We start from the raw sequence: 19,043 nt of genomic DNA, 5'->3' as shown, positions 1-19,043 counted from the left end.
TTGAAGAGTGCTTTGAGATGCGCAAAAAGATTAATGGTGACGAGTAATGATGCGTGGGCAGCTGCGGCTGGACGATTACAAGGATCCGTTTGCATCTTTTGTTTTGCCACGCTATTTTGAGGGCCGTCCAGTTTATGAGCAGCTGAAAATCATTGCCTTGAAACTCGCATCTGAAAAGGAAACAATCACGGCTGATGACCTACGAGAGTACTGCCCTCCTGGAGTGAACAAGAAGGTGCTGGGTGCCGTGATCGGGGCACTGAAAAGGAAAGGTTATCTCAAAGAGGTTGGTGTGGTGAAGTCAGGGGTTCCAAGCAATCACGGGCGTGTAATCTGGGTGTACCGAATAACCGATGAAGGAAGATCTTATCTTTTTGAGATGCTGGAAGAGGATGGGATGTCTGGCCTTGGGGAGCTGAAGTACTCCCCGGGCCCTGATGTTGGGGTGAGGGAGTGAGTTATAACCGTGATGAATTTCTGATGTGGATGTATAACGAGAGATATCGGCGAGCAACGATAGACGATTATGATCGTAGACTGAGGAGGATTTTTCAGCAGATAGATCTTAACAACATCTCAAAAACTGATCTCACATTATGGCTAATGGATCAGGAGATGCAAAGGGGTAAAGTTGCATTAAACCATGACATAAAGGCGATAAACGCATATATGAGATTTCTGGGTAAGGATATAAAGCTTAAAACCTGGGCCACCCGTAGCGTAAGGGAGATATATATTCCATCGGAGGAAGATATGGAATTCATATTAAACTTCAAATGGCCTAATCCAGGGATTACCAGGAGAAACCAGTTAATTGTAAGGTATGCGTTTTTAGCCTTGAGGAGATCCGAGATTGCTAATTTAAATGTAGGAGATGTTAATGAAAGGTGGATCAGCATAAGAGACAGTAAGATGAATGTATCTAGGAAAATTCCAATGCCAAAGGAGGTATGGAAATTAACCTATGATTATATCAAATATTACAGGATTCCATCTGACAAATATGCACTTTTCACCACATCCCAAGGGAGGATCCACATAAAGACCATAGGGACTATTTTCTGGACCATAGCGAAGGCCTTGGGTAAGCCATTGCATCCTCACAGTTGCCGACATTGGAGGGCCGTGGATCTTTATTTAAAGGGTGTGGATCTTGAGGCAATAAGGCAGTATTTGGGCCATGCAAAGCTATCCACCACTCAGATTTATCTCAAGTCATTACTGAGCTCAATAACTCTATCTCAGATTTACGAGAAGGATAACCTATTTGGAGGATATGATGTAGAAACCCACGAAATAAAGGAAAAATAGAGGAGGTGATATATGTGAAAAGTTCAAATTTGGATGGGACCGGTAAAATAAGAAATGGGGCCGACCGGATTTGAACCGGCGACCTCCCGGTCTCTGCAGCCCTTTGGGGGTAAAGCACCTTTTCCAAAGGGGCTCTATCAGCCGGGTGCTCCAACCATGCTAAGCTACGGCCCCGTGCGGGTGTGTATTATTTTTCTCTATTTAAAACTTTTTTGCCTATATGGAGGCTCCGAAGAATATGTTGATTATGTACCCGAATATGTAGGACAGGGCGGCTGCTCCGAGACCAAGCACCACCATTTCGGTAACCTTCTTTTTCACGGATATGCCTGACATTACGGAGATGATCATGGAGACAAGGCTCAATGCAATCGCTGCAAATAGTATGGAGAAAGGAAGTGCTATGAGGGAGTTTGGGGCTATGAAATATGGCACGACAGGAAAGAACACCCCAGTTATGTAGGCAAATCCAGTGTAAATGGCTGCCCTTCTCTCGTTGGAATCCTCCTCAGGTATGATGTTCTCAGGTTCTCCGTTCTCTACGATATAATCTGCCGCCTCATCAGATACGCTTCCAGAGAGTCCCATGTCTTCAAGTCTCTCCTTTATCTCCTCCCTTGCACGGTCCTTAGATAGTGCAAAAACTATACTCAGACGCTTTCTTATACCCTCGTTCACCTGTCTCTGTGAACGCACCGATACGTAGGTACCAATTGCCATGGATAGAGCACCGGCCACTCCGACGATCAGGCCACTCAATCCAACGAGAAAGGGGTTGTTTACATAAACGGCGGATAATCCTGTTACAGCTCCAAGAAGTTCCACCAGTCCGTCGTTCATTCCCAGAACGAGGTCCCTTATGTTCTCTGCATGCAGAACTTTTTTCTCATTTTCAAATATTTTTTCGTGTTCTATTTCGTCAAGAATGATTTTTCCAAGTTCTCTACGCTCATTCTCACTCAATTTTTCATTTTTGTAAAAATCGTAATAGGTGGCAATGGTTGCAGATTCGGTTGCTTCAAAGAGGGATACGAGGTATACAGAACCGAGCAAGTACCTTGCTACCTTCATTGTAAACCTTTTCCAGGCACCTATTTTGATCCTTGGCACATTTCCTCCCCTGCTCTCTACAAATCTTTTCCAGAACTCCGCATGCCTCTTTTCTATGTTGGATAGTCCGTGAAGCTTCTTTTTTATATCCTCTCTCTTTTCTATTCTGCTGAGATATTCGTATATCTGGGAATCTTTCATTTCGCTTGCGTAGAACCTCTTTGCGAGATCTATGCTTTTCATCCTCTCAGGCATATATCTGAGCCTATTTAAATTTTTAATTTTTGAGCGAAGCGTAATTTTTATAATATTCAAGGAGATTACAAGGCAGGTGAAACTGATGGTTGAGAAATTCAGATGTCAGCTGGTTTCTTGGAAGGACATTGAGAGATGGTCAAAGGACATAGTTAAAAGGGTTCTAAAGAGCGGTTATACCCCTGAAATTGTAATAGGTCTTGCCCGCGGTGGTCTTGTGCCCGCAAGGTTAATGGCAGATTATCTCAATATAAAGGAACTCTACGCTGTTAAAACCGAGCACTGGGGATTGACCGCCACTCCTGATGGCAAGGCTCGACTTGCCCAGGGATTGCAGATAAGCATTGAGGGCAAAAAAGTGCTTGTGGTGGACGATATAACGGATACCGGGCAGAGTTTGAGACTAGCAGTGGATCACATTGCAACCCACAATCCGGAAGAAATAAGAAGTGCAACGCTCTTGCATATAACCCATTCAAAGTACGTGCCGGATTACTACTCTGAGGAGGTACCCGAGGACAGGTGGACTTGGTTCATCTTTCCCTGGAACGTTTATGAGGATATGAGAAACCTTATTCCTAAGACCCTGTATGAGCCAAAGAGTGTTGATGAGGTGAAAGAAGCCCTGAAAGAGCAGTTTCAAATCAATGTGAAGAAGAGCGTGATTCGGGAAGTGCTCAGAGATCTGAAAAATAGGGGAGTTGTGGAGAAAAACGATGGATACTGGGAGTTGATAAAATGAAACTTCTAAAGGAATCTTTGAGAAATGCTCCTGTCATAATGAAGGGCAATTATCCCTATTTCATTCATCCCCTGACAGATGGGATTCCAGAGATAGACCCTGCAGTTCTCAAGGATGCTGTGAATGAGATAATAAAGGTTATAGACATTGATAATTTTGATAAGATTGTTGCAGTGGAGGCCATGGGTTTACCTATCGGTGTGGCTCTTAGCATGGAACTCACAAAACCTATGACGGTGATAAGAAAACGTCCATACGGCTTGCCGGGAGAGGTTGAAGTAGAGCAGCATACCGGCTATTCCAGGGGTAAACTTTACATAAATTCCATAACCTCTGAGGATAGAGTGCTCCTTGTGGATGATGTCCTCAGCACGGGGGGTACAATAACTGCTGTTGTTAACGGGATAAGGAGAATAGGTGCAGAGATAAGTGATATAGTGGTCGTGGTGAACAAGAACAAGGACCTAGGAGCCCTGGAGAGGAAAATAGGGTATAAAATAAAAACCATAGTGAACATAGAAATAGTGGATGGAAGGGTGAAGGTTTTGGATTAGAGCGTTTTTTCCAAAATTTCATCTATCTCTTTTTGAAACATCTTGTACAGGTTGGCCACAAACTCCTTTTTCATTTCTGGGGGTAATGATACCACTCCAAGTTCTCCGAGTGCCTTTGTCAAAAGTGCGGTTGCCTCCAGTTCCTTTATTTTTGCATTTAGGTACATCATCATTGCCTCATGAATTTCATCTTTTACCTTAGGATTCTTGTCTATTCTCTCCTTTATGTATTCCTTGACCTGATCCTTCATGATGTCCCTCATAACCTCTATAACCATGTCCTCTGATGGCATGATCTTCTCGCTCTCCTTCAAAATCTCCTCAACATTTTTCACCATAATTTCATATATGAAATCATTTGATAAGTAGATTTCTGCATGGGGAAGTAAAATTTAAATACTTCTAAGTTCATTAATCCAAAAATATATTTGGTGGTTTAAATGGTGCAGGGAACGTCCATAAAAATGGTGCTGGATTATATTTCCAAAAAGAAGGGTATTGAAGGTCTAAACGCTTTGAGGGATAGGGTCAATAAAGATAGAGTAATTTTTATGAAAGAATCTGACATCAAGGCAGGAGAGAACTATCCCGGATTCTATTTTGCAAGAATTTTAGATGCGGCGGTTGAGATTCTCGAAGAGAATGAAGTTGAGGATATGGGAAAGTACTTTGGGGAGCACATGAATGTCAGTTTCAAGGGCCTAATTGGCAGGTATCCTCCAAAGAAGACCATGCAAACCATGGTTCTTGCCATAAGGAAGTATTTGCCCATATTCCACGTTGGCTTCAAAACCATAACTTCCAAGTCCTACTGGCTTCTGATATCGAAGATCAAGAAGAGCTACTATCCATTCATAGATGGAATGGTGAAGGCACTTTTTGAGAAGCATGGAGGGATAAGAGAGGTAAAGAAAGCCCTTGAGGAAAACAGGGTAGAATACACATTGAAATTCTAAATCTTTTCAATACTTTTCCGAAAAAATTCTTATCACGCTATTTTGTATTATCGTGGCTGAGAGGGTATCGTCTATCTTATCAAAGTCCACATCATCTAGGGGAGATATTGCTATGATCTCATTTTTCTCTCCAAGTATCCAGTGCACCACTATATTTCTCTCGCTCCTTATTTCCAGATATCCCTCCGGGTATGTGGGTGACCAGTGGTGAAGAAAATCTCCCTTGAATATCTCCTTGAAGTATCTTTCAAATTTTGTGGGGCCCATTGTGGTAACAACGTCTATCCATATCCACTCTGAATCGTACTCGTCCACGGATTTTATGAACTTCTCCCTGTCTTCTTGGGAAAACATCAGAGGACACCTTCAAATTCCTGCTGAAGTTCTATCATCACCTGATCCAGTACCTCTTCAAAGGATACTCCCCTGTACTCCCTCAGCCCTCCCAGAGGACTCTGTAGTTTTGCTATAAAAACGCCGTTTTCCTCCAAAAATTCTATGTTGCAGAGGATTTCCTCCATCATATCACCTAAGCCCGCTATCGCGAGGTAATATAAAAAATTTCCCTCAAATAAGTGAGTAAAGTTTAAATGTAAGATTAACATTGTACCGCCACTGGTAGGTGGTCGATAATGGCAGGTTTAGGTCCTTACTTGGTGAAAAGATTGATTCAAGCAGCGATTACAGTATTCGTGGTGACCAGTCTTATATGGGCTCTCTTTGAGGCCATGCCTGGCGACCCGACTGATCCGTTCTATGCAAATCCTAATCTGAAAGCGTCGGATGTTGCCAATATGGCTGTATCTTTTGGACTTGCGGATAAGTACATTGACACTCTTACAGCTCAAAATTTTAAGTTGGTTCCGAACTCAGAGATTCCGAATTCTGATCCAAACAACACCTATTATTACACAATGCTGGTCTACAACCGGCATCCGAGGGCTGTGTCTTTTACCCTCAATATGGATTTAAAGAATACGGGAATTTACGTTGTTAGCTCTCCAACGGAGATACATTTGAATCAGGTTTATCTGAAAACATCCTCTACTGAAAGGGTTCCTGCAGAGTATAAGTACTACTGGCACTCTTATCAAAGCAATCTGGGTAGATCGATACAGACCGTTGGTGTGCTGCCAAAAAAATATGTGTATGTGCTGTTTGAGGTGCCAGGTAAAAATGCGCAGCTTCCACAGAATTTAAAGGTTTTCAACCTGTATGTTGTGGACAAACCTCTCTATGAAAGGTACGTGTTTTTCCTCAAGGATATGTTCACCTTTAACTTTGGAAAATCCATAATTTACAATGAAAACGTCTCCACGATCCTCGCACAGAGGGTGCCCAGAACACTTCTATGGTTTGGTCTTGGAACGCTGATAACCTACGGCATAGGTGTGCCTCTGGGAACGTATATTGCTTGGAGAAGAGGTGGTGCAGCCGAAGGAGCGGTTGTTGGTGCCAGTTTATTCTTCTACAACATGCCTTCCTTCTGGTTGGGTTTAATATTCCTGTGGATATTCTCCTACACCCTGGGCTGGACGCCAATAGGTAAGTTTGCAAGTCAGGGGGATACCGGCCCGGGTTCTACCTGCGCCGTACTTGGAATTTGCCCTGGAAACCCGTTTTATGTGGTTGTTGATTATGGATGGCATCTTATCCTACCTCTAACGGTTATAGTGCTTCTGGGTATTGCTGGAGTGATTCTTCTGCAGAGAACTTCGATGCTTGAAACAATGGGGGAGGATTACATCCTTACAGCCAAGGCGAAGGGTCTGCCTGAGAAGGTTGTCAGAAATAAGCATGCTAGGAGGAACGCGGAGTTGCCCATAGTGACATCCTTCGTTCTCTCTCTTGCCTATGCAATAGGTGGTGCTGTTATACTGGAGCAGATATTCTCCTATTACGGTGTGGGTTACACCTATCTTCAGGCTCTGATGAGACAGGACTTCTTCCTTGCAGGTGCAACGTTGTTTATAATATCTCTGCTGGTCATATTGGGGAACATTCTCGCCGATATACTCTACGGTATACTTGATCCAAGGGTGAGGCTTCAATAAGGAGGTGTGATGGATGGTAGAAGTTTCAAAATGGGATGAAATGCGAAGGCACATGAAAAGAAGTTTGAAGCAGGGATGGAAACTATACAGCCAGAGCAAATACGGTATAGTGGGATTATCCTTAATCCTCATATTTGCCATTATGGCCATATTCGCTCCCGTACTTACTCCATACACCCCTCAATTTGAGGCACCAACTGAAGATGCTCTAAGAACCTATCTCTATGCATTCAATACAACCGATCAGATAAACGGACTGGTGGTTGGTTATACTCAGTTAAATACCGCTTCTCCGGAAGCAGGGGATTGGATAATAATAAATCACGGACGGACAATTCAGGGTGTGTTTGTTCAGAATCCGAAGAGGGTTGGAGAGCCTGAAAAAACACCATGGGAGACAACTCCTTTGAAATTCACACTGTCTCTGAGGAGTATACCGGGAATTTCTGCCACTGAGACTGTGCAGGATATGGCATTTCTCTCGCCATCTACGTCTGATCTGCAGTACCATTACAGCGGTACTGGTCAGGATCCAAACTGGGATGGAGAGTTGGTTTTCATCACCCAGCACCATTTAGTCGTCTATGATTTGTACAATTTTAAGGATCCCAACTATCACAGAATGCTGGTTAAAACTCTCAATTATGAGCCCACCTGGCTCACGGTGGATGTTACCTCATCAGGAGATACAACTGTGCCTGTTGAGTACTCCAAGTCCCCTGTGGTTGTACCATCCAGATTTATAGCGGTCGGAAATGCTCACAATGTTGATCTTTACTGGTACTACTATACTTACTCCAATGACTCTTACATGCCATCAGCCCAGCAATCTTTCAGGAAGGTGTTCAACGCCACCTATACGGATAGCATAATCTTTAAGCCTTTCCTGTTCTTCAATGATCAGCTTTACAATGCCAATCTGGGGAAGGATCAGAACGTTTTTGTTGTACCTCTTCAGACGAAGACTCTGGTTTACAAGGGTTTTGATCTTCACACCTTCCCCATGCCATTCCTGACTCCTGGTACGCTACCCATCATGCCCATGCCAAAGATCGTGGTCACGGAGTTCAATTTTGCCCTAACGGCGCCACCATCATTCTATGCGGGCAGTCCTGATCTTGGTAGGAATTACATATTCCTCCCTGTTCAGGAAAATGGTGTTCCAAAGATCTATGTTATGAATACTCTGGGTGATTCTGCCGGGCATGTCACGATTGAAAACGCCTGGACAATGGATCTTGGAAAGGGTGTTGCCACGGCTGCTCCCTTTGTGAGTTATGCTGGTGGTAATTATACGGTGTACGCATCCACCTATGTGAAGAGCGAGCACACGGGTTACCTTTACAGGTTCAAGAAGGGTGTTTCGGATAACTCCTTCTACATGTATCCGTTCAACCATACAAAGAATGGGGTCATACCACTCGATTCTGCCATAGTGAGAATAGACTATGTTCCCGAGAACTCTGAACTGTTCCTTCTGACGAGCAATAATGATCTATACCTTCTTGATCTAAATCAGTACGAAAGGGCGGGATATCTAAGTGTTGGTAAGTTTACGTACTACAACAATCAGACAGGAAAGATTTCAGTGTTCCCCTATCCACCTGGAAGCAAGTTGACCTACTATACCTATTTGGGTACCCTATCTGGATCCAAGTACTCATCCTCTGCCGCAGCCCTTGATATATATGGGGTTTATTATTGCAATGATACCAAGACTGTGGGACTGGTTATTCTGAAGGGCGAGAGCGTTCTGCCTCTGCCCCCTGGCCATTATCCCAGCGGAAACTGGTACATCCTGGGTACAGATGATAAGGGTCACGATATATGGACCTGGCTTGTCTATGGTGCTAGAGTTGCATTCATAGTTGGTATCTTATCCGCATTCTTTTCGGTGATGATAGGTACGCTCTACGGCGTCTATTCTGGCTACAAGGGCGGGTTGATAGATACTCTGCTGATGAGATTTGTGGACATAATGCTTACATTGCCTGTGCTGCCCATATTGCTCATACTCACATCCATTCTGGGGCCCAGTATATGGAACATAATCCTGGTGATCTCCGCCCTCGGCTGGTCCGGAGTTGCTAGGGTTATACGTGCTCAGACCCTGTCCCTCAAAGCAAGACCCTTTGTGGATGCCGCCAAGGTGGCTGGAGCGAGCAACACGAGGATCATGCTCTCCCATATATTCCCCAATGTACTTCCTTTCTCGTTCCTCTATATGACCCTCGGTGTGGCAGGAGCGATTATATCTGAGGCATCACTGAGCTTCCTTGGTCTAGGAGATCCAAAGGCTATTTCTTGGGGACAGATGCTTTACAGTATCCAAACGGCGGGTGCAGTTATGTACGCATGGTGGTGGCTCTTGCCTCCAGGTCTGGCCATAACACTCATATCTCTGGGCTTCTACTTGGTTGGCAGGGCGTTTGACGAGATCCTTAACCCGCGCTTGAGGAAGAGGTGATAAAAATGGCGAGAACACTGTTGGATGTTAGGAACCTTTCGATACACTACAAGATTCAGGCTGGCTGGGTCTACGCTGTGGATGGTGTCAGTTTCAAACTTGAAAAGGGAGAAACCATGGGTCTTGTGGGAGAATCCGGATGTGGTAAGACCACGACTGGCTACGGAATAACCCAGCTTCTTGCCAGCAATGCATACATAAAAGAGGGCAGTAAGGTAATATTTGACAGGAAGGATCTGGTTCAAGTGGGTACAGTGCCAAGCAAGAAATTCTCCGGATATAGAAAAATTGTTGAGTATCATCCTGAGATGAGAAAGTACAGATGGAACAGAATCTCGATGATATTCCAGGGAGCCATGAATGCCTTTAACCCTGTTTTCAAGGTTGGAGATCAGATAATTGAGGCGATTCTCACCCATAAGAATGTGAGTGAACAGGAAGCGAGAAAGAGGGTTGAGGAACTATACAAATTGGTTGGTATACCCGTTGATAGAATTGACAACTATCCCCATGAGTACAGCGGAGGTATGAAACAGAGGGCTATGATTGCCATGGCCCTTGCTCTGAATCCTGATTTGATAATAGCGGATGAGCCTACCACGGCTCTGGATGTGGTTACTCAGGATAAGATTCTGGGTGAGATGGCCCGGCTGCAGAAGGAGGAAAATGTGGCCATGATACTGATAACCCACGATGTCAGTGTGGTTGCAGAAATGGCCCACAAAATGGCTGTTATGTATGCCGGGCACCTCGTTGAGACGGGTTCTACAAGGCAGGTATTCAAGGAAACCGCACACCCGTACATGGAGGCATTGCTCAATGCGTTCCCCAATATAAGGGGTGAGAAGAAGAGGCTCAAGGCCATACCCGGTTCTCCACCTGATCTTGCGAATCCACCCAAGGGCTGCAGGTTTGCACCTCGCTGTCCCTATGCTAAGGATATATGCCTTGAGAAGGAACCACCAGTGATTGAAGTTGCTCCCGGACACTATTCCAAGTGTCACTTTGCAGAGGAGCTTTATGGTGAATTGGGCGGGGGTGAGAGAAATGAGTGAAGAGAATAACGGTGAAGTGATTATCCGTGTGAGGAACCTCAAGAAGTACTTTGAACTGCATGCAGGAATGTTCAAGTTCTGGGGTGAGCCCATATACGTTAAGGCCGTTGATGGAATAAACTTTGATATTCATCGTGGAGAAATTCTGGGTCTTGTGGGAGAATCCGGATGCGGTAAGACCACCACGGGCAGACTTCTCACAAGACTTGAGGATCCAACTGAGGGAAACATCCTCTTCGAGGGAGAGGATATTGCAAAACTGAAAGGTAAGCAGCTGAAAAATTACAGGAGAAACGTGCAGATGATATTCCAGGACCCCTACGAATCTCTGAATCCTCGCTTTACTGTGCAGAAGACTGTTATGGAACCCTTGCTTATACATGGTATTGGAGATACCTACGATGATAGGGTGGAAATGGTGATTAAGGCTCTGGAAGATGCAGAATTGAGACCTGCGGAGGAATACCTTGACAGGTTTCCTCACGAGTTGAGCGGAGGTCAGAGACAGCGCGTTGCCATTGCCAGGGCCCTGGTACTCAGACCAAAGTTCATAGTGGCTGATGAGCCCGTGTCCATGCTCGATGTTTCTATCCGTGCAGGCGTGATGAACCTTATGCTCGATCTGAGAGAGAGGTACGGTATACCATTCTTGTTCATAACACACGATATTGCAGTCTCCAGGTACATGTCAGATAAGATGGCTGTGATGTACCTCGGCAAGATAGTTGAAATGGCCAACTCGGACGATGTGGTCTTCAACCCCATGCATCCATATACAAAGGCACTGATTTCTGCTGTTCCTGTGCCAGATCCAGATCACAAGCATGGCCGTGTGGAAATCAAGGGAGAGATTCCAAGTCCCATAAACCTGCCTCCGGGGTGCAGATTCTGGCCTCGCTGCCCATACGCGCAGAAAGGCCTGTGCGATGTGAAGGAACCTCCTCTTGTGGAGATTGAGCCAGGACACTTTGTAGCTTGCCATTTTGCAGAGAAACTTGCCTCCGAGGGATTTGATACAGAACTGGAAAAAACAAATGAAATTGGGAAGATAGAAGAAGAAACAGAGTAAATGGCGTTACACGCCAATCATTTTTTCTTTTATGGTTTTGTCCTTCTTATTGTTCTGGGATACGGTATGGCGTATTTTATGTGTGATAATCCTGCAAGCCACCACACAAGCCTATCCACACCCAGACCGAATCCCGCATGGGGTACGCTTCCGTATTTTCTAAGATCCACGTACCAGTAGTAGTTCTCAGGATTGAGCCCCTCTTCTTCCATCCTTTGAATAAGCACATCCAGTTTGTAGATTCTCTCACCTCCACCTATGATCTCTCCGTATCCCTCTGGAGCGAGCATGTCATGGCACAGAACAACCTCTGGATTTTCAGGATCCGGTCTGTGATAGAATGGTTTTATTGATGCTGGGTAGTGGGTTACAAAAATAGGTTTGTCAAACTTCACTGTTATTGCAGTTTCTTCATCCGCTCCAAGATCATCGCCATACTCAATATCAATTCCTTCATTCTGGGCAAATTCGATGAGTTCCCCGTACTTCATACGAATGAAAGGTTTCTCTATGTTTTCTAGGATTTTTATGTCTCTGTTTAGAAATTCAAGTTCCCTTCTACGTTCGTCCAAAACTCTCTGAATTATTTGCACTATGAGTTCCTCTTCATCCTTCATCATATCATCGTTGTGGTACCATGCTGCCTCTGCCTCTGCATGCCAGTACTCTGTGAGGTGTCTCCTCGTTCTGCTCTTCTCCGCACGAAAACTGGGAGCAATGGTATATACCTTTTCGAGGGAGAATATGAAAGTTTCAAGGTAGAATTGCGCGCTCTGTGTGAGGTATGCCTTTCTGCCAAAATAAGGAACCTCAAATAGGGTGGATCCCCCTTCCACAGCACCAGTGACGAATATGGGGCCCTGTACCTCATAATACCCTGTTTCCCTGAAGTAATCATGAATGGCTCCAAAAACGGTGTGCCTAATTTTAAGGATGGCGTTCATCTCCCTGCTCCTTAGCCAGAGATGTCTGTTGTCAAGGAGGAAATCATCGCTCTTGTCCTTGGTTATGGGAAACATGTATGAAGGCCCAATGATATCAATGGTGTTCACATCAATTTCGTATCCTGTTGGAGCTCTGGCCTCCTTTCTTACAGAACCGCTGAGTATTATGGAAGATTCCACCCCAACCTTATCAAGTTCCTTGAACTTTTCTGAACCTATCTTTTTCTTCTCAACAACACACTGGATTATGTCTGAAGAGTCTCGGAGAACCACGAAAATGATCTTTCCCATGCGCCTCTTCCTGTAAATCCAGCCCCGAAGGCTAACCTCCTTTCCTATGAAATCATCTGAAAGTACCTCTTCCACCTTGTGAAACATAAACTTGCATGAGGGTTATTTATTTATAACTTATCTTTCTGGAGCCAATAAATATATATCGTGGAATAGGAATATACTCACGTGGAAAAAAATCGAGGCTTGTATTCGTATCCAATATACGATACACTATCCTATTCTGTATTAGATGAAATTATCCACTTCAATTTTATCCACAGGTTTTACGAAATTCTTGGAAAAGAGAAACCCATAATCTTTGTGGTTCACTCAGGTGAGAATTATCTTAAAAGGTTGAGAGAAAAGGCTCCATATGCTAGGTTAATTTATGCAGACAGATACACTGATGAGATTTCCCTCCTAATAAAGGAACTTTACACCATGGAAAAATTGAAGGTTCATTATTTGAATAACTATTACTGTGAGAAGTGTGATGAGTACTATAAAGCGCATGAGGTAAAGATAATTGAAAGGGAAATCAAGATAAATCTCGTGAAAATCAGAATTGCCAAGAGGACCTATTTTATCGGGGAAATTGAATCCGGAGAGGAAGCGGTTGGAGTTTTTATTGGGGGAGAAGATTTAATTCTTGTGTCCTTTCCCGATGAGAAATGGCTTGCACCTGGCCATCTCAGAGATATTTTGATTGAGAAACTTGAAGTTCCAGAGGATAAGATAAAAAAGGTAGAAAAGGGTACATTGGAAAAAATCAATTTCAAATCCCATGTCATTCTTGGTGATGGAAACTCCAGAATAATACGTAAGGGTGATGTGGAGGAACTTCATCTCAAATCCAAAATTCCATCCTATTCGCTTATTTATTCCTTTAAAAGAGTTGAGCCCATCCATGTGTGTCCCAAATGTGGAAGCGTGCTTGTGGAGGGGAAAATTCCAGTTTTATTTGCAGAGGATGAGGAGGTGAAGATTCAGTTATCCTCCCCAAGCGGTTCTTATAAATTGCCTGTGCTACACTGCTCAAATTGTGGCCACATTGAGTACGGTGAGAAGATCATGGACTGTCCTGTGTGTGGAGGCATAATGGAGAGAAAATTCATGCTCAGACCTGAACTTGTTGCGGTCGGTGCATACGTACATGAATTACATCATCCTGTGGACCTGAGTTTTGTGCATATTCGCAGAGTGGGGGTGCAAAAGGCCATTGAAGGTATGTTGAGGCTCTCTCGGGGCTATTTCTTTAACCGCAGCATATTGCTCTCACATGATTTAATGAATGAACCAGATGAGGATGAGGAATGTGTGCTTTTGATGAAGAGGCGTGGAAAGATAAACGAGGAAGATTTGAGGAAGGTCAGAAAATTGAAATCGGTGGTTGAAAATATTGTGAGATACGTTGAAATTTACGGCCAGAGTGATGAGTACACCGATGTTGATTACTGGGCCCTGTGGAAGAACGAAGAGGTTAAGAGAAGCATTGTACAACTGGTCGAGAAGGGCAAAATCGAAGAGTCCTTTGACAGATTCTACAATTATGTGCTCCACGACATCTCACATTTTTATGTGCCTCTCAAAAGAAAGGATCCACTGGCCAGGAAATTGATTAAGGATATCCTGACGCTGCTCTATCCATATCTTCCTAAATTTGCAGCATCTTTGATGGAGAAATTGGGCATTGATCAAATCATTCTATCCTTTGAGGATTACCCTGAAATTGAGAGTGTTGAGGTTTTGAGGGATGTGATAACCCTTCTCAGGGAATACAGAGAGAGAAATAACATACCCCTGAGAGAGCCCCTTAAGAAAGTTGTTTTCGTGTCTGAGTATGCAGGCGATATAAACGATCTTAGACCCTATATTTTCAGGGTTGAGAATATTATTGCCCTGACCGCTGTAAGGGAATGGGAAGAGATGGAAATTGAGATAGAGCCCAATATTGAGGAGATAAGTGCAGCATACCGTGCTTGGGCTCCTAAGATATCGTTTCTGCTCCGGAGAAAGAACGTGAAGGAAGTTATGGATGCCATGGAAAAAGGGGGTTACACTCTTGGGGTGGAGGGTTTTCTGATAAAGATCACCCCAAAGATGGTGAGATACCTGAAAAAGGTGCCTGAGGGTTACGAGGAGTTAAAATCAAAATATGGGGAACTGTATGTTTACACCGAGAGAGATGCATCAACTAGGAGAATCCGGCTGGTTAAAGAGATTGTGCGGCGGATAAACAGCATGCGGAAGGATATAGAGATGGATTTTGATGATTTGGTTGATGTGAACATTTATGGTAACTCTGATGTAATAAAGATGGTAAAGGGGTACGAAGACGAAATCAAGCAACAGTGCCTAGCCAGAAATGTCGAGTACTACATTCCTGAGTATGGATACGTTGTTGAATGGCCCATTATGGGATATCGTATAATCATCGGGATAAACCCTCTGTTCAAGAAATGGGTCATCAAGGCTTTTAAGAGCATACCTGGAATTGATGAGTCCCGTGCAGAACTGTTGTTTAAGTTGGGATTCGGGAGCATATACGAACTTATGGAGACCAAACCCGAAGAGTTGGCAGAAATATCCGGAATACCGCTTAATATGGCCAGAAAGATAATTGACTATGTCTATTCCACGGCTTTCAAATCAAAGAAGGTAAAGGGTAGGGAATACTGCCCATTCTGTGGTGCGGAATTATCCCAAGAAGATGAGTTCTGCCCTCTTTGTGGTGCACCCATACGTGTGAAGATGAAAGAGAAAAGGATGAAGAGAGGCAACCTCTATCTGGTAATAGGGGATCTGCGAAAAATGATAGACAGTGTTCCAGAAGAGATTTTGAGCGAGAAGAAATTGCTCATTACGAAGGACAATCCTGAGGAGGTCAAAAAGGAGTACGACCTGAAAAACGTGCAAACTCTGTGGATCTCTTACGTTCCCTTTGGAAAAAGTATAAAGCCAAAGGAGATTGATAAACTTGAAAGTGAGATCATTAGATTTATAGAGAAGGGCGGGAAATTAATTCTGGCAGATTGCTTTGATTTGCTTCTGGCCATAAACCCTCTGGATTCTCTTATGGAAGTTCTCCGTAGGATAAAGGAGAAGTTGAAGGAGAAAAATGCGTATATGTTTTTCAACATAGAAGAAATTGAAAGCTTTGAACTTGAGAAGATAATGAAATATGTGGACGGAGAGATAAGATAGTCACAGGATTTCCACTATGTTTCCAGAAACTCTGACCCTATCTCCATCTTTTATTTTTGAAGTGTCTATCCTGTCCAAAGTGGGTATATTCGCCATAATGGCCCCTGCAGCCACAATTGTCTCTGCTTCTTGGAGTATGAATGAAAGGGGCTCGTTGCCATAGTATTTCAATCCGTATATGGTGTAAGAACCCACCGTGCTTCCCGCACCTCTGGGAAACACAACTATCTTTCCCTTGATTTCCTTGCCCAAGATCGTACCTTCTTTCTCGTTTACGTCTCCTAAAATCACGATAGGCTTATCAAATTTTACCACAGTACCTTCAACATTCCCCTCCAGAATTGTACGTCCTCTGAGAATCATTCTACCACGCTCCTGAGCAGTGTGTATAGGTCTGCAACCATAACCCTTGCACCTCCGAATTTTTCCTTGCTCAGATAAAATGCGGCCTTGCCTGATGTTGTACCTATTTTTTTGTAGATCTTTCCAGCGTTGCTCACAACCACGCAGGTATCAACCATTACCTTGCCCCCAAATTCCTCGATAAATTTAACTAAATCCTCGTGTCTATTCCACACACTTCTTGCCACAAATATCCAGAGTTGAACGTTCTTCTTCTTTTTTTTGCCCTTTACAAATTCTGCAATTCTGCGCAGTTCTGAAGGGGATACATGGGGGCATCCGATGGCCACAAGTTCCACATCCACTTCCCTTTTCATTCTATCAAGATCCTCTCTTTCCACCTCTATTCGCTCGACCTCATCGCTCAGGGCATTTTTGAATTCTGGAGTGAAATTTTCAATGTGATACATTGATATGCTTCCAGATGCTGCCATGGCCGCTCCCATAAGTTTGAAATCATCGTTTGTGCCTGCAAATCTGAGGTAGGGAATGCCGTTTACGCTCTCTCCGATGAACAGCCCTATCAGGGGATAGTCCTCACCCTCGGGCTTGAATTTCACATCAACAATATGGGTTGCCCTTCTGTTCTCGTCCAAATGCAATCCATAGTTTGGGGTTTTCCCGATGATTGCTGCCGCCAATGCTGTAACTGCCCCTTCTCTGTTTGTTCTTGCGCCTATTATGGAGTTGGCGTATATCACAGCGGAACTCTCGGCCCAGGCTATATGCTCTCCTAATTTTGGAACGTTGTCATAGTAATAGGGGGTGCAAGTTGCAGTGGGCTTTATGCCCATATCAACATAGGCCTTTATTATCTCCATCTGCCTTTTGTAAATGTGAGAATCGACCTTTAGGAGATCAATATATCTTTCATCAAAGGCCAGAGGATTGAGGGTTGCTGGGACTCTCACCTTCACCCCCTCTAGGGACTTAAGAAAGTAAAGCCCGTGTTCACCTATGGTGTTGTAGGACACACCTGAGATTTGAGCGGATTTTATGGGAATCAGCCCGTCTGCACCGTAGATCTCTCCTATTTTAACGAGAATTTTCATCATCTTTGCGTAACCTTCTCCCAGTTCTCCATCTAGGATTTTCTCCTCATATTTTGTAAGATACATATACCCACCTCAGTGAAGGAACACCCTGAATCCCGTGAAGAGCATTGCCATATTGTGCTCATTAACCGCCTCTATAACCTCTTTGTCTCTCTTTGAACCTCCCGGTTGGATTATGGCCGTCACGCCTGCTTCGTAGGCAACATCAATGGCATCCCTGAACGGGAAAAACGCATCTGAGGCCATAACTGCTCCTCTTGCTCTCTCACCCGCTTTCATAGCCGCTATCTTCACGGCATCCACCCTGCTCATCTGCCCTGCCCCAACTCCCACGAGCATTTCATCTTTGGCGAAAACTATGGCGTTGCTCTTAACAAAGCGAACCATTGTCCAGGCAAAAAGCAGACCCCTCATCTCCTCCTCCGTTGGCATCCGGTTGGACACGCATTCAGCCCTTTCCAATCTCTTCGTATCCCATTCTTGCACGAGCACCCCTCCATCAACCCTCTTTATGTCGTACCCATCCTTCATCCATTTTCTCATTTTTATTATTCTTATGTTTTTCTTTCTTTCTAAAATTTTCAGGGCATCTGGCTCGAACTCAGGGGCTATGAGCACTTCAATGAATAGTTTTCTCATCTCCTCTGCCGCATCCACATCCACCGTTCTGTTGGATGCAACTATGCTTCCATATGCCGATATGGGATCGCCTGCCAGTGCCTTTAGATACGCCTCTTTAATATTCTTTCCAAGAGCAGCACCGCAGGGATTGGCGTGTTTTATTATCGCCACAGCAGGTTTTTCAAACTGCATAACCATGTTCCACGCAGCGTTCATATCCCTTATGTTGTTGAAGGATAATTTCTTGCCGTGCAGCTGTTTCCATTCAACGGAGCCATCCATGTAAAACGCGCCCATCTGATGCGGATTTTCCCCGTATCTGAGCACCATATCCTTTTTTGCAGCGTAAATGAAATGCTCCGGTAGCCCATCCTTGAATTTGTTCCAGAGAGCATTGTATATCATAGCATCGTAACTTGCAGTTCTTGCAAAAGCCTCCAGCGCATACTCTCTTCTCCTCTCCAGTGTGAATTTTTCCTCTTTTAGAAGATCTATCACCTCGTCGTATTGATTTGGAGATGAAACCACAATAACACGCTCATAATTTTTCGCACCAGCGCGGAGGAGAGCCACACCTCCTATATCAATGTTCTCAATCATATCCTCCTCTTCCGCATTCCTGTATTTTTCAAATGGATAGAGGTTCACCACCACCATATCAATTCCCTTGATTCCGTATTTTTCAAGATCCTCTTTCTTCTTGGCCAGAATTGCAGCATGGATGGCAGGATGCAATGTTTTTACACGTCCTCCGAGCATCTCTCCAAATCCCGTTATTTCTTCCACTTTGATTGCAGGGATGCCATGCTCCCTCAGGAATTCATAGGTGCCTCCTGTAGATATAATCTCATAACCCAAAGACACGAGTTTTATGGCAAAATCCTCAAGCCCAGTTTTATCCGATACGCTTATGAGTGCTCGCATGCTTAAAGCATGAGAAATTTGGTAATAACCTTTGCGATGCTCCTGGTGTTTTAATTTTTTGCTCGGCAAATAAAAACATTACTCCGTGAATAACCTTAAATATGCTT

At 44.1% G+C, this 19,043-nt stretch carries 18 protein-coding genes and 1 tRNA gene; 10 read left to right on the top strand and 9 right to left on the bottom strand.

Features of this window, described 5'->3' with window-relative positions; translation table 11 throughout:
• Positions 1-46 precede the first annotated feature (46 nt).
• Complete coding sequence (locus ACIM339_RS00845) at positions 47-457, top strand: hypothetical protein (protein ID WP_015282722.1); 411 nt, start codon at positions 47-49, stop codon at positions 455-457.
• Positions 454-1,311, top strand: a complete 858-nt coding sequence (locus ACIM339_RS00840) for a tyrosine-type recombinase/integrase (protein ID WP_162007665.1) — start codon at positions 454-456, stop codon at positions 1,309-1,311. The genes ACIM339_RS00845 and ACIM339_RS00840 overlap by 4 nt, the downstream gene beginning before the upstream one ends.
• Positions 1,312-1,366: 55 nt before the next feature.
• On the opposite strand, the gene ACIM339_RS00835 is transcribed toward ACIM339_RS00840, so the two are convergent.
• Positions 1,367-1,485, bottom strand: a tRNA-Ile gene (locus ACIM339_RS00835).
• A gap of 42 nt (positions 1,486-1,527) precedes the next feature.
• Complete coding sequence (locus ACIM339_RS00830) at positions 1,528-2,604, bottom strand: VIT1/CCC1 transporter family protein (protein WP_083872005.1); 1,077 nt, start codon at positions 2,602-2,604, stop codon at positions 1,528-1,530.
• A gap of 97 nt (positions 2,605-2,701) precedes the next feature.
• Between ACIM339_RS00830 and ACIM339_RS00825 the strand changes: the two genes are divergently transcribed.
• Together ACIM339_RS00825 and hpt are read left to right on the top strand one after the other, a co-directional pair.
• On the top strand, positions 2,702-3,358 hold the full coding sequence (locus tag ACIM339_RS00825; protein ID WP_015282719.1) for a phosphoribosyltransferase: 657 nt from the start codon (positions 2,702-2,704) through the stop codon (positions 3,356-3,358).
• Complete coding sequence (hpt, locus tag ACIM339_RS00820; RefSeq protein ID WP_015282718.1) at positions 3,355-3,912, top strand: hypoxanthine/guanine phosphoribosyltransferase; 558 nt, start codon at positions 3,355-3,357, stop codon at positions 3,910-3,912. Before ACIM339_RS00825 ends, hpt begins: the two co-directional genes overlap by 4 nt.
• Here the strand turns inward: hpt and ACIM339_RS00815 are convergent.
• Entirely contained in the window at positions 3,909-4,250 is a 342-nt protein-coding gene (locus tag ACIM339_RS00815) for a hypothetical protein (protein ID WP_015282717.1), read from the bottom strand. The genes hpt and ACIM339_RS00815 overlap by 4 nt on opposite strands.
• Positions 4,251-4,352: 102 nt before the next feature.
• Between ACIM339_RS00815 and ACIM339_RS00810 the strand changes: the two genes are divergently transcribed.
• Positions 4,353-4,868, top strand: a complete 516-nt coding sequence (locus tag ACIM339_RS00810; protein ID WP_015282716.1) for a hypothetical protein — start codon at positions 4,353-4,355, stop codon at positions 4,866-4,868.
• A gap of 6 nt (positions 4,869-4,874) precedes the next feature.
• Here ACIM339_RS00810 and ACIM339_RS00805 read toward each other — a convergent pair whose 3' ends face one another.
• On the bottom strand, positions 4,875-5,222 hold the full coding sequence (locus ACIM339_RS00805) for a hypothetical protein (protein WP_015282715.1): 348 nt from the start codon (positions 5,220-5,222) through the stop codon (positions 4,875-4,877).
• Positions 5,222-5,392, bottom strand: a complete 171-nt coding sequence (locus tag ACIM339_RS07870) for a hypothetical protein (protein ID WP_162007657.1) — start codon at positions 5,390-5,392, stop codon at positions 5,222-5,224. The genes ACIM339_RS00805 and ACIM339_RS07870 overlap by 1 nt, the downstream gene beginning before the upstream one ends.
• A 108-nt stretch (positions 5,393-5,500) precedes the next feature.
• On the opposite strand from ACIM339_RS07870, the gene ACIM339_RS00800 reads away from it, so the two are divergent.
• From ACIM339_RS00800 to ACIM339_RS00785, 4 genes are read left to right on the top strand one after another with little or no spacing between them, the layout of a single operon-like run.
• Positions 5,501-6,922 (top strand): ABC transporter permease, encoded by a 1,422-nt coding sequence (locus ACIM339_RS00800; RefSeq protein WP_015282713.1) that lies wholly within the window; start codon positions 5,501-5,503, stop codon positions 6,920-6,922.
• Between the two features lie 13 nt (positions 6,923-6,935).
• Entirely contained in the window at positions 6,936-9,389 is a 2,454-nt protein-coding gene (locus ACIM339_RS00795; RefSeq protein ID WP_015282712.1) for an ABC transporter permease, read from the top strand.
• A gap of 5 nt (positions 9,390-9,394) precedes the next feature.
• Complete coding sequence (locus ACIM339_RS00790) at positions 9,395-10,444, top strand: ABC transporter ATP-binding protein (protein WP_015282711.1); 1,050 nt, start codon at positions 9,395-9,397, stop codon at positions 10,442-10,444.
• The gene (locus ACIM339_RS00785) at positions 10,437-11,513 is read left to right on the top strand and encodes an ABC transporter ATP-binding protein (protein ID WP_015282710.1); all 1,077 of its coding nucleotides are present in this window, start codon (positions 10,437-10,439) and stop codon (positions 11,511-11,513) included. Before ACIM339_RS00790 ends, ACIM339_RS00785 begins: the two co-directional genes overlap by 8 nt.
• Positions 11,514-11,542: 29 nt before the next feature.
• Here the strand turns inward: ACIM339_RS00785 and asnS are convergent, their stop codons facing one another.
• Positions 11,543-12,835, bottom strand: a complete 1,293-nt coding sequence (asnS, locus tag ACIM339_RS00780; protein ID WP_015282709.1) for an asparagine--tRNA ligase — start codon at positions 12,833-12,835, stop codon at positions 11,543-11,545.
• Between the two features lie 81 nt (positions 12,836-12,916).
• On the opposite strand from asnS, the gene ACIM339_RS00775 reads away from it, so the two are divergent.
• Positions 12,917-15,934, top strand: a complete 3,018-nt coding sequence (locus tag ACIM339_RS00775; RefSeq protein ID WP_015282708.1) for a DUF835 domain-containing protein — start codon at positions 12,917-12,919, stop codon at positions 15,932-15,934.
• Here ACIM339_RS00775 and ACIM339_RS00770 read toward each other — a convergent pair whose 3' ends face one another.
• Genes ACIM339_RS00770 through purH form a run of 3 tightly spaced genes read right to left on the bottom strand, consistent with a single transcriptional unit; the run spans position 15,935 to position 18,936 of the window.
• Entirely contained in the window at positions 15,935-16,297 is a 363-nt protein-coding gene (locus ACIM339_RS00770) for an aconitase X swivel domain-containing protein (protein ID WP_015282707.1), read from the bottom strand. It abuts the gene before it with no gap.
• The gene (locus tag ACIM339_RS00765) at positions 16,294-17,454 is read right to left on the bottom strand and encodes an aconitase X catalytic domain-containing protein (protein ID WP_015282706.1); all 1,161 of its coding nucleotides are present in this window, start codon (positions 17,452-17,454) and stop codon (positions 16,294-16,296) included. Before ACIM339_RS00765 ends, ACIM339_RS00770 begins: the two co-directional genes overlap by 4 nt.
• A gap of 9 nt (positions 17,455-17,463) precedes the next feature.
• Entirely contained in the window at positions 17,464-18,936 is a 1,473-nt protein-coding gene (gene purH, locus ACIM339_RS00760; protein WP_015282705.1) for a bifunctional phosphoribosylaminoimidazolecarboxamide formyltransferase/IMP cyclohydrolase, read from the bottom strand.
• Positions 18,937-19,043 lie beyond the last annotated feature (107 nt).

Source organism: Aciduliprofundum sp. MAR08-339, assembly GCF_000327505.1.
In the GTDB taxonomy this organism is placed as follows: domain Archaea; phylum Thermoplasmatota; class Thermoplasmata; order Thermoplasmatales; family Aciduliprofundaceae; genus Aciduliprofundum.
Note: the sequence above shows the minus strand (reverse complement) of the source record. Positions and strands in the feature narration are given on the sequence as shown.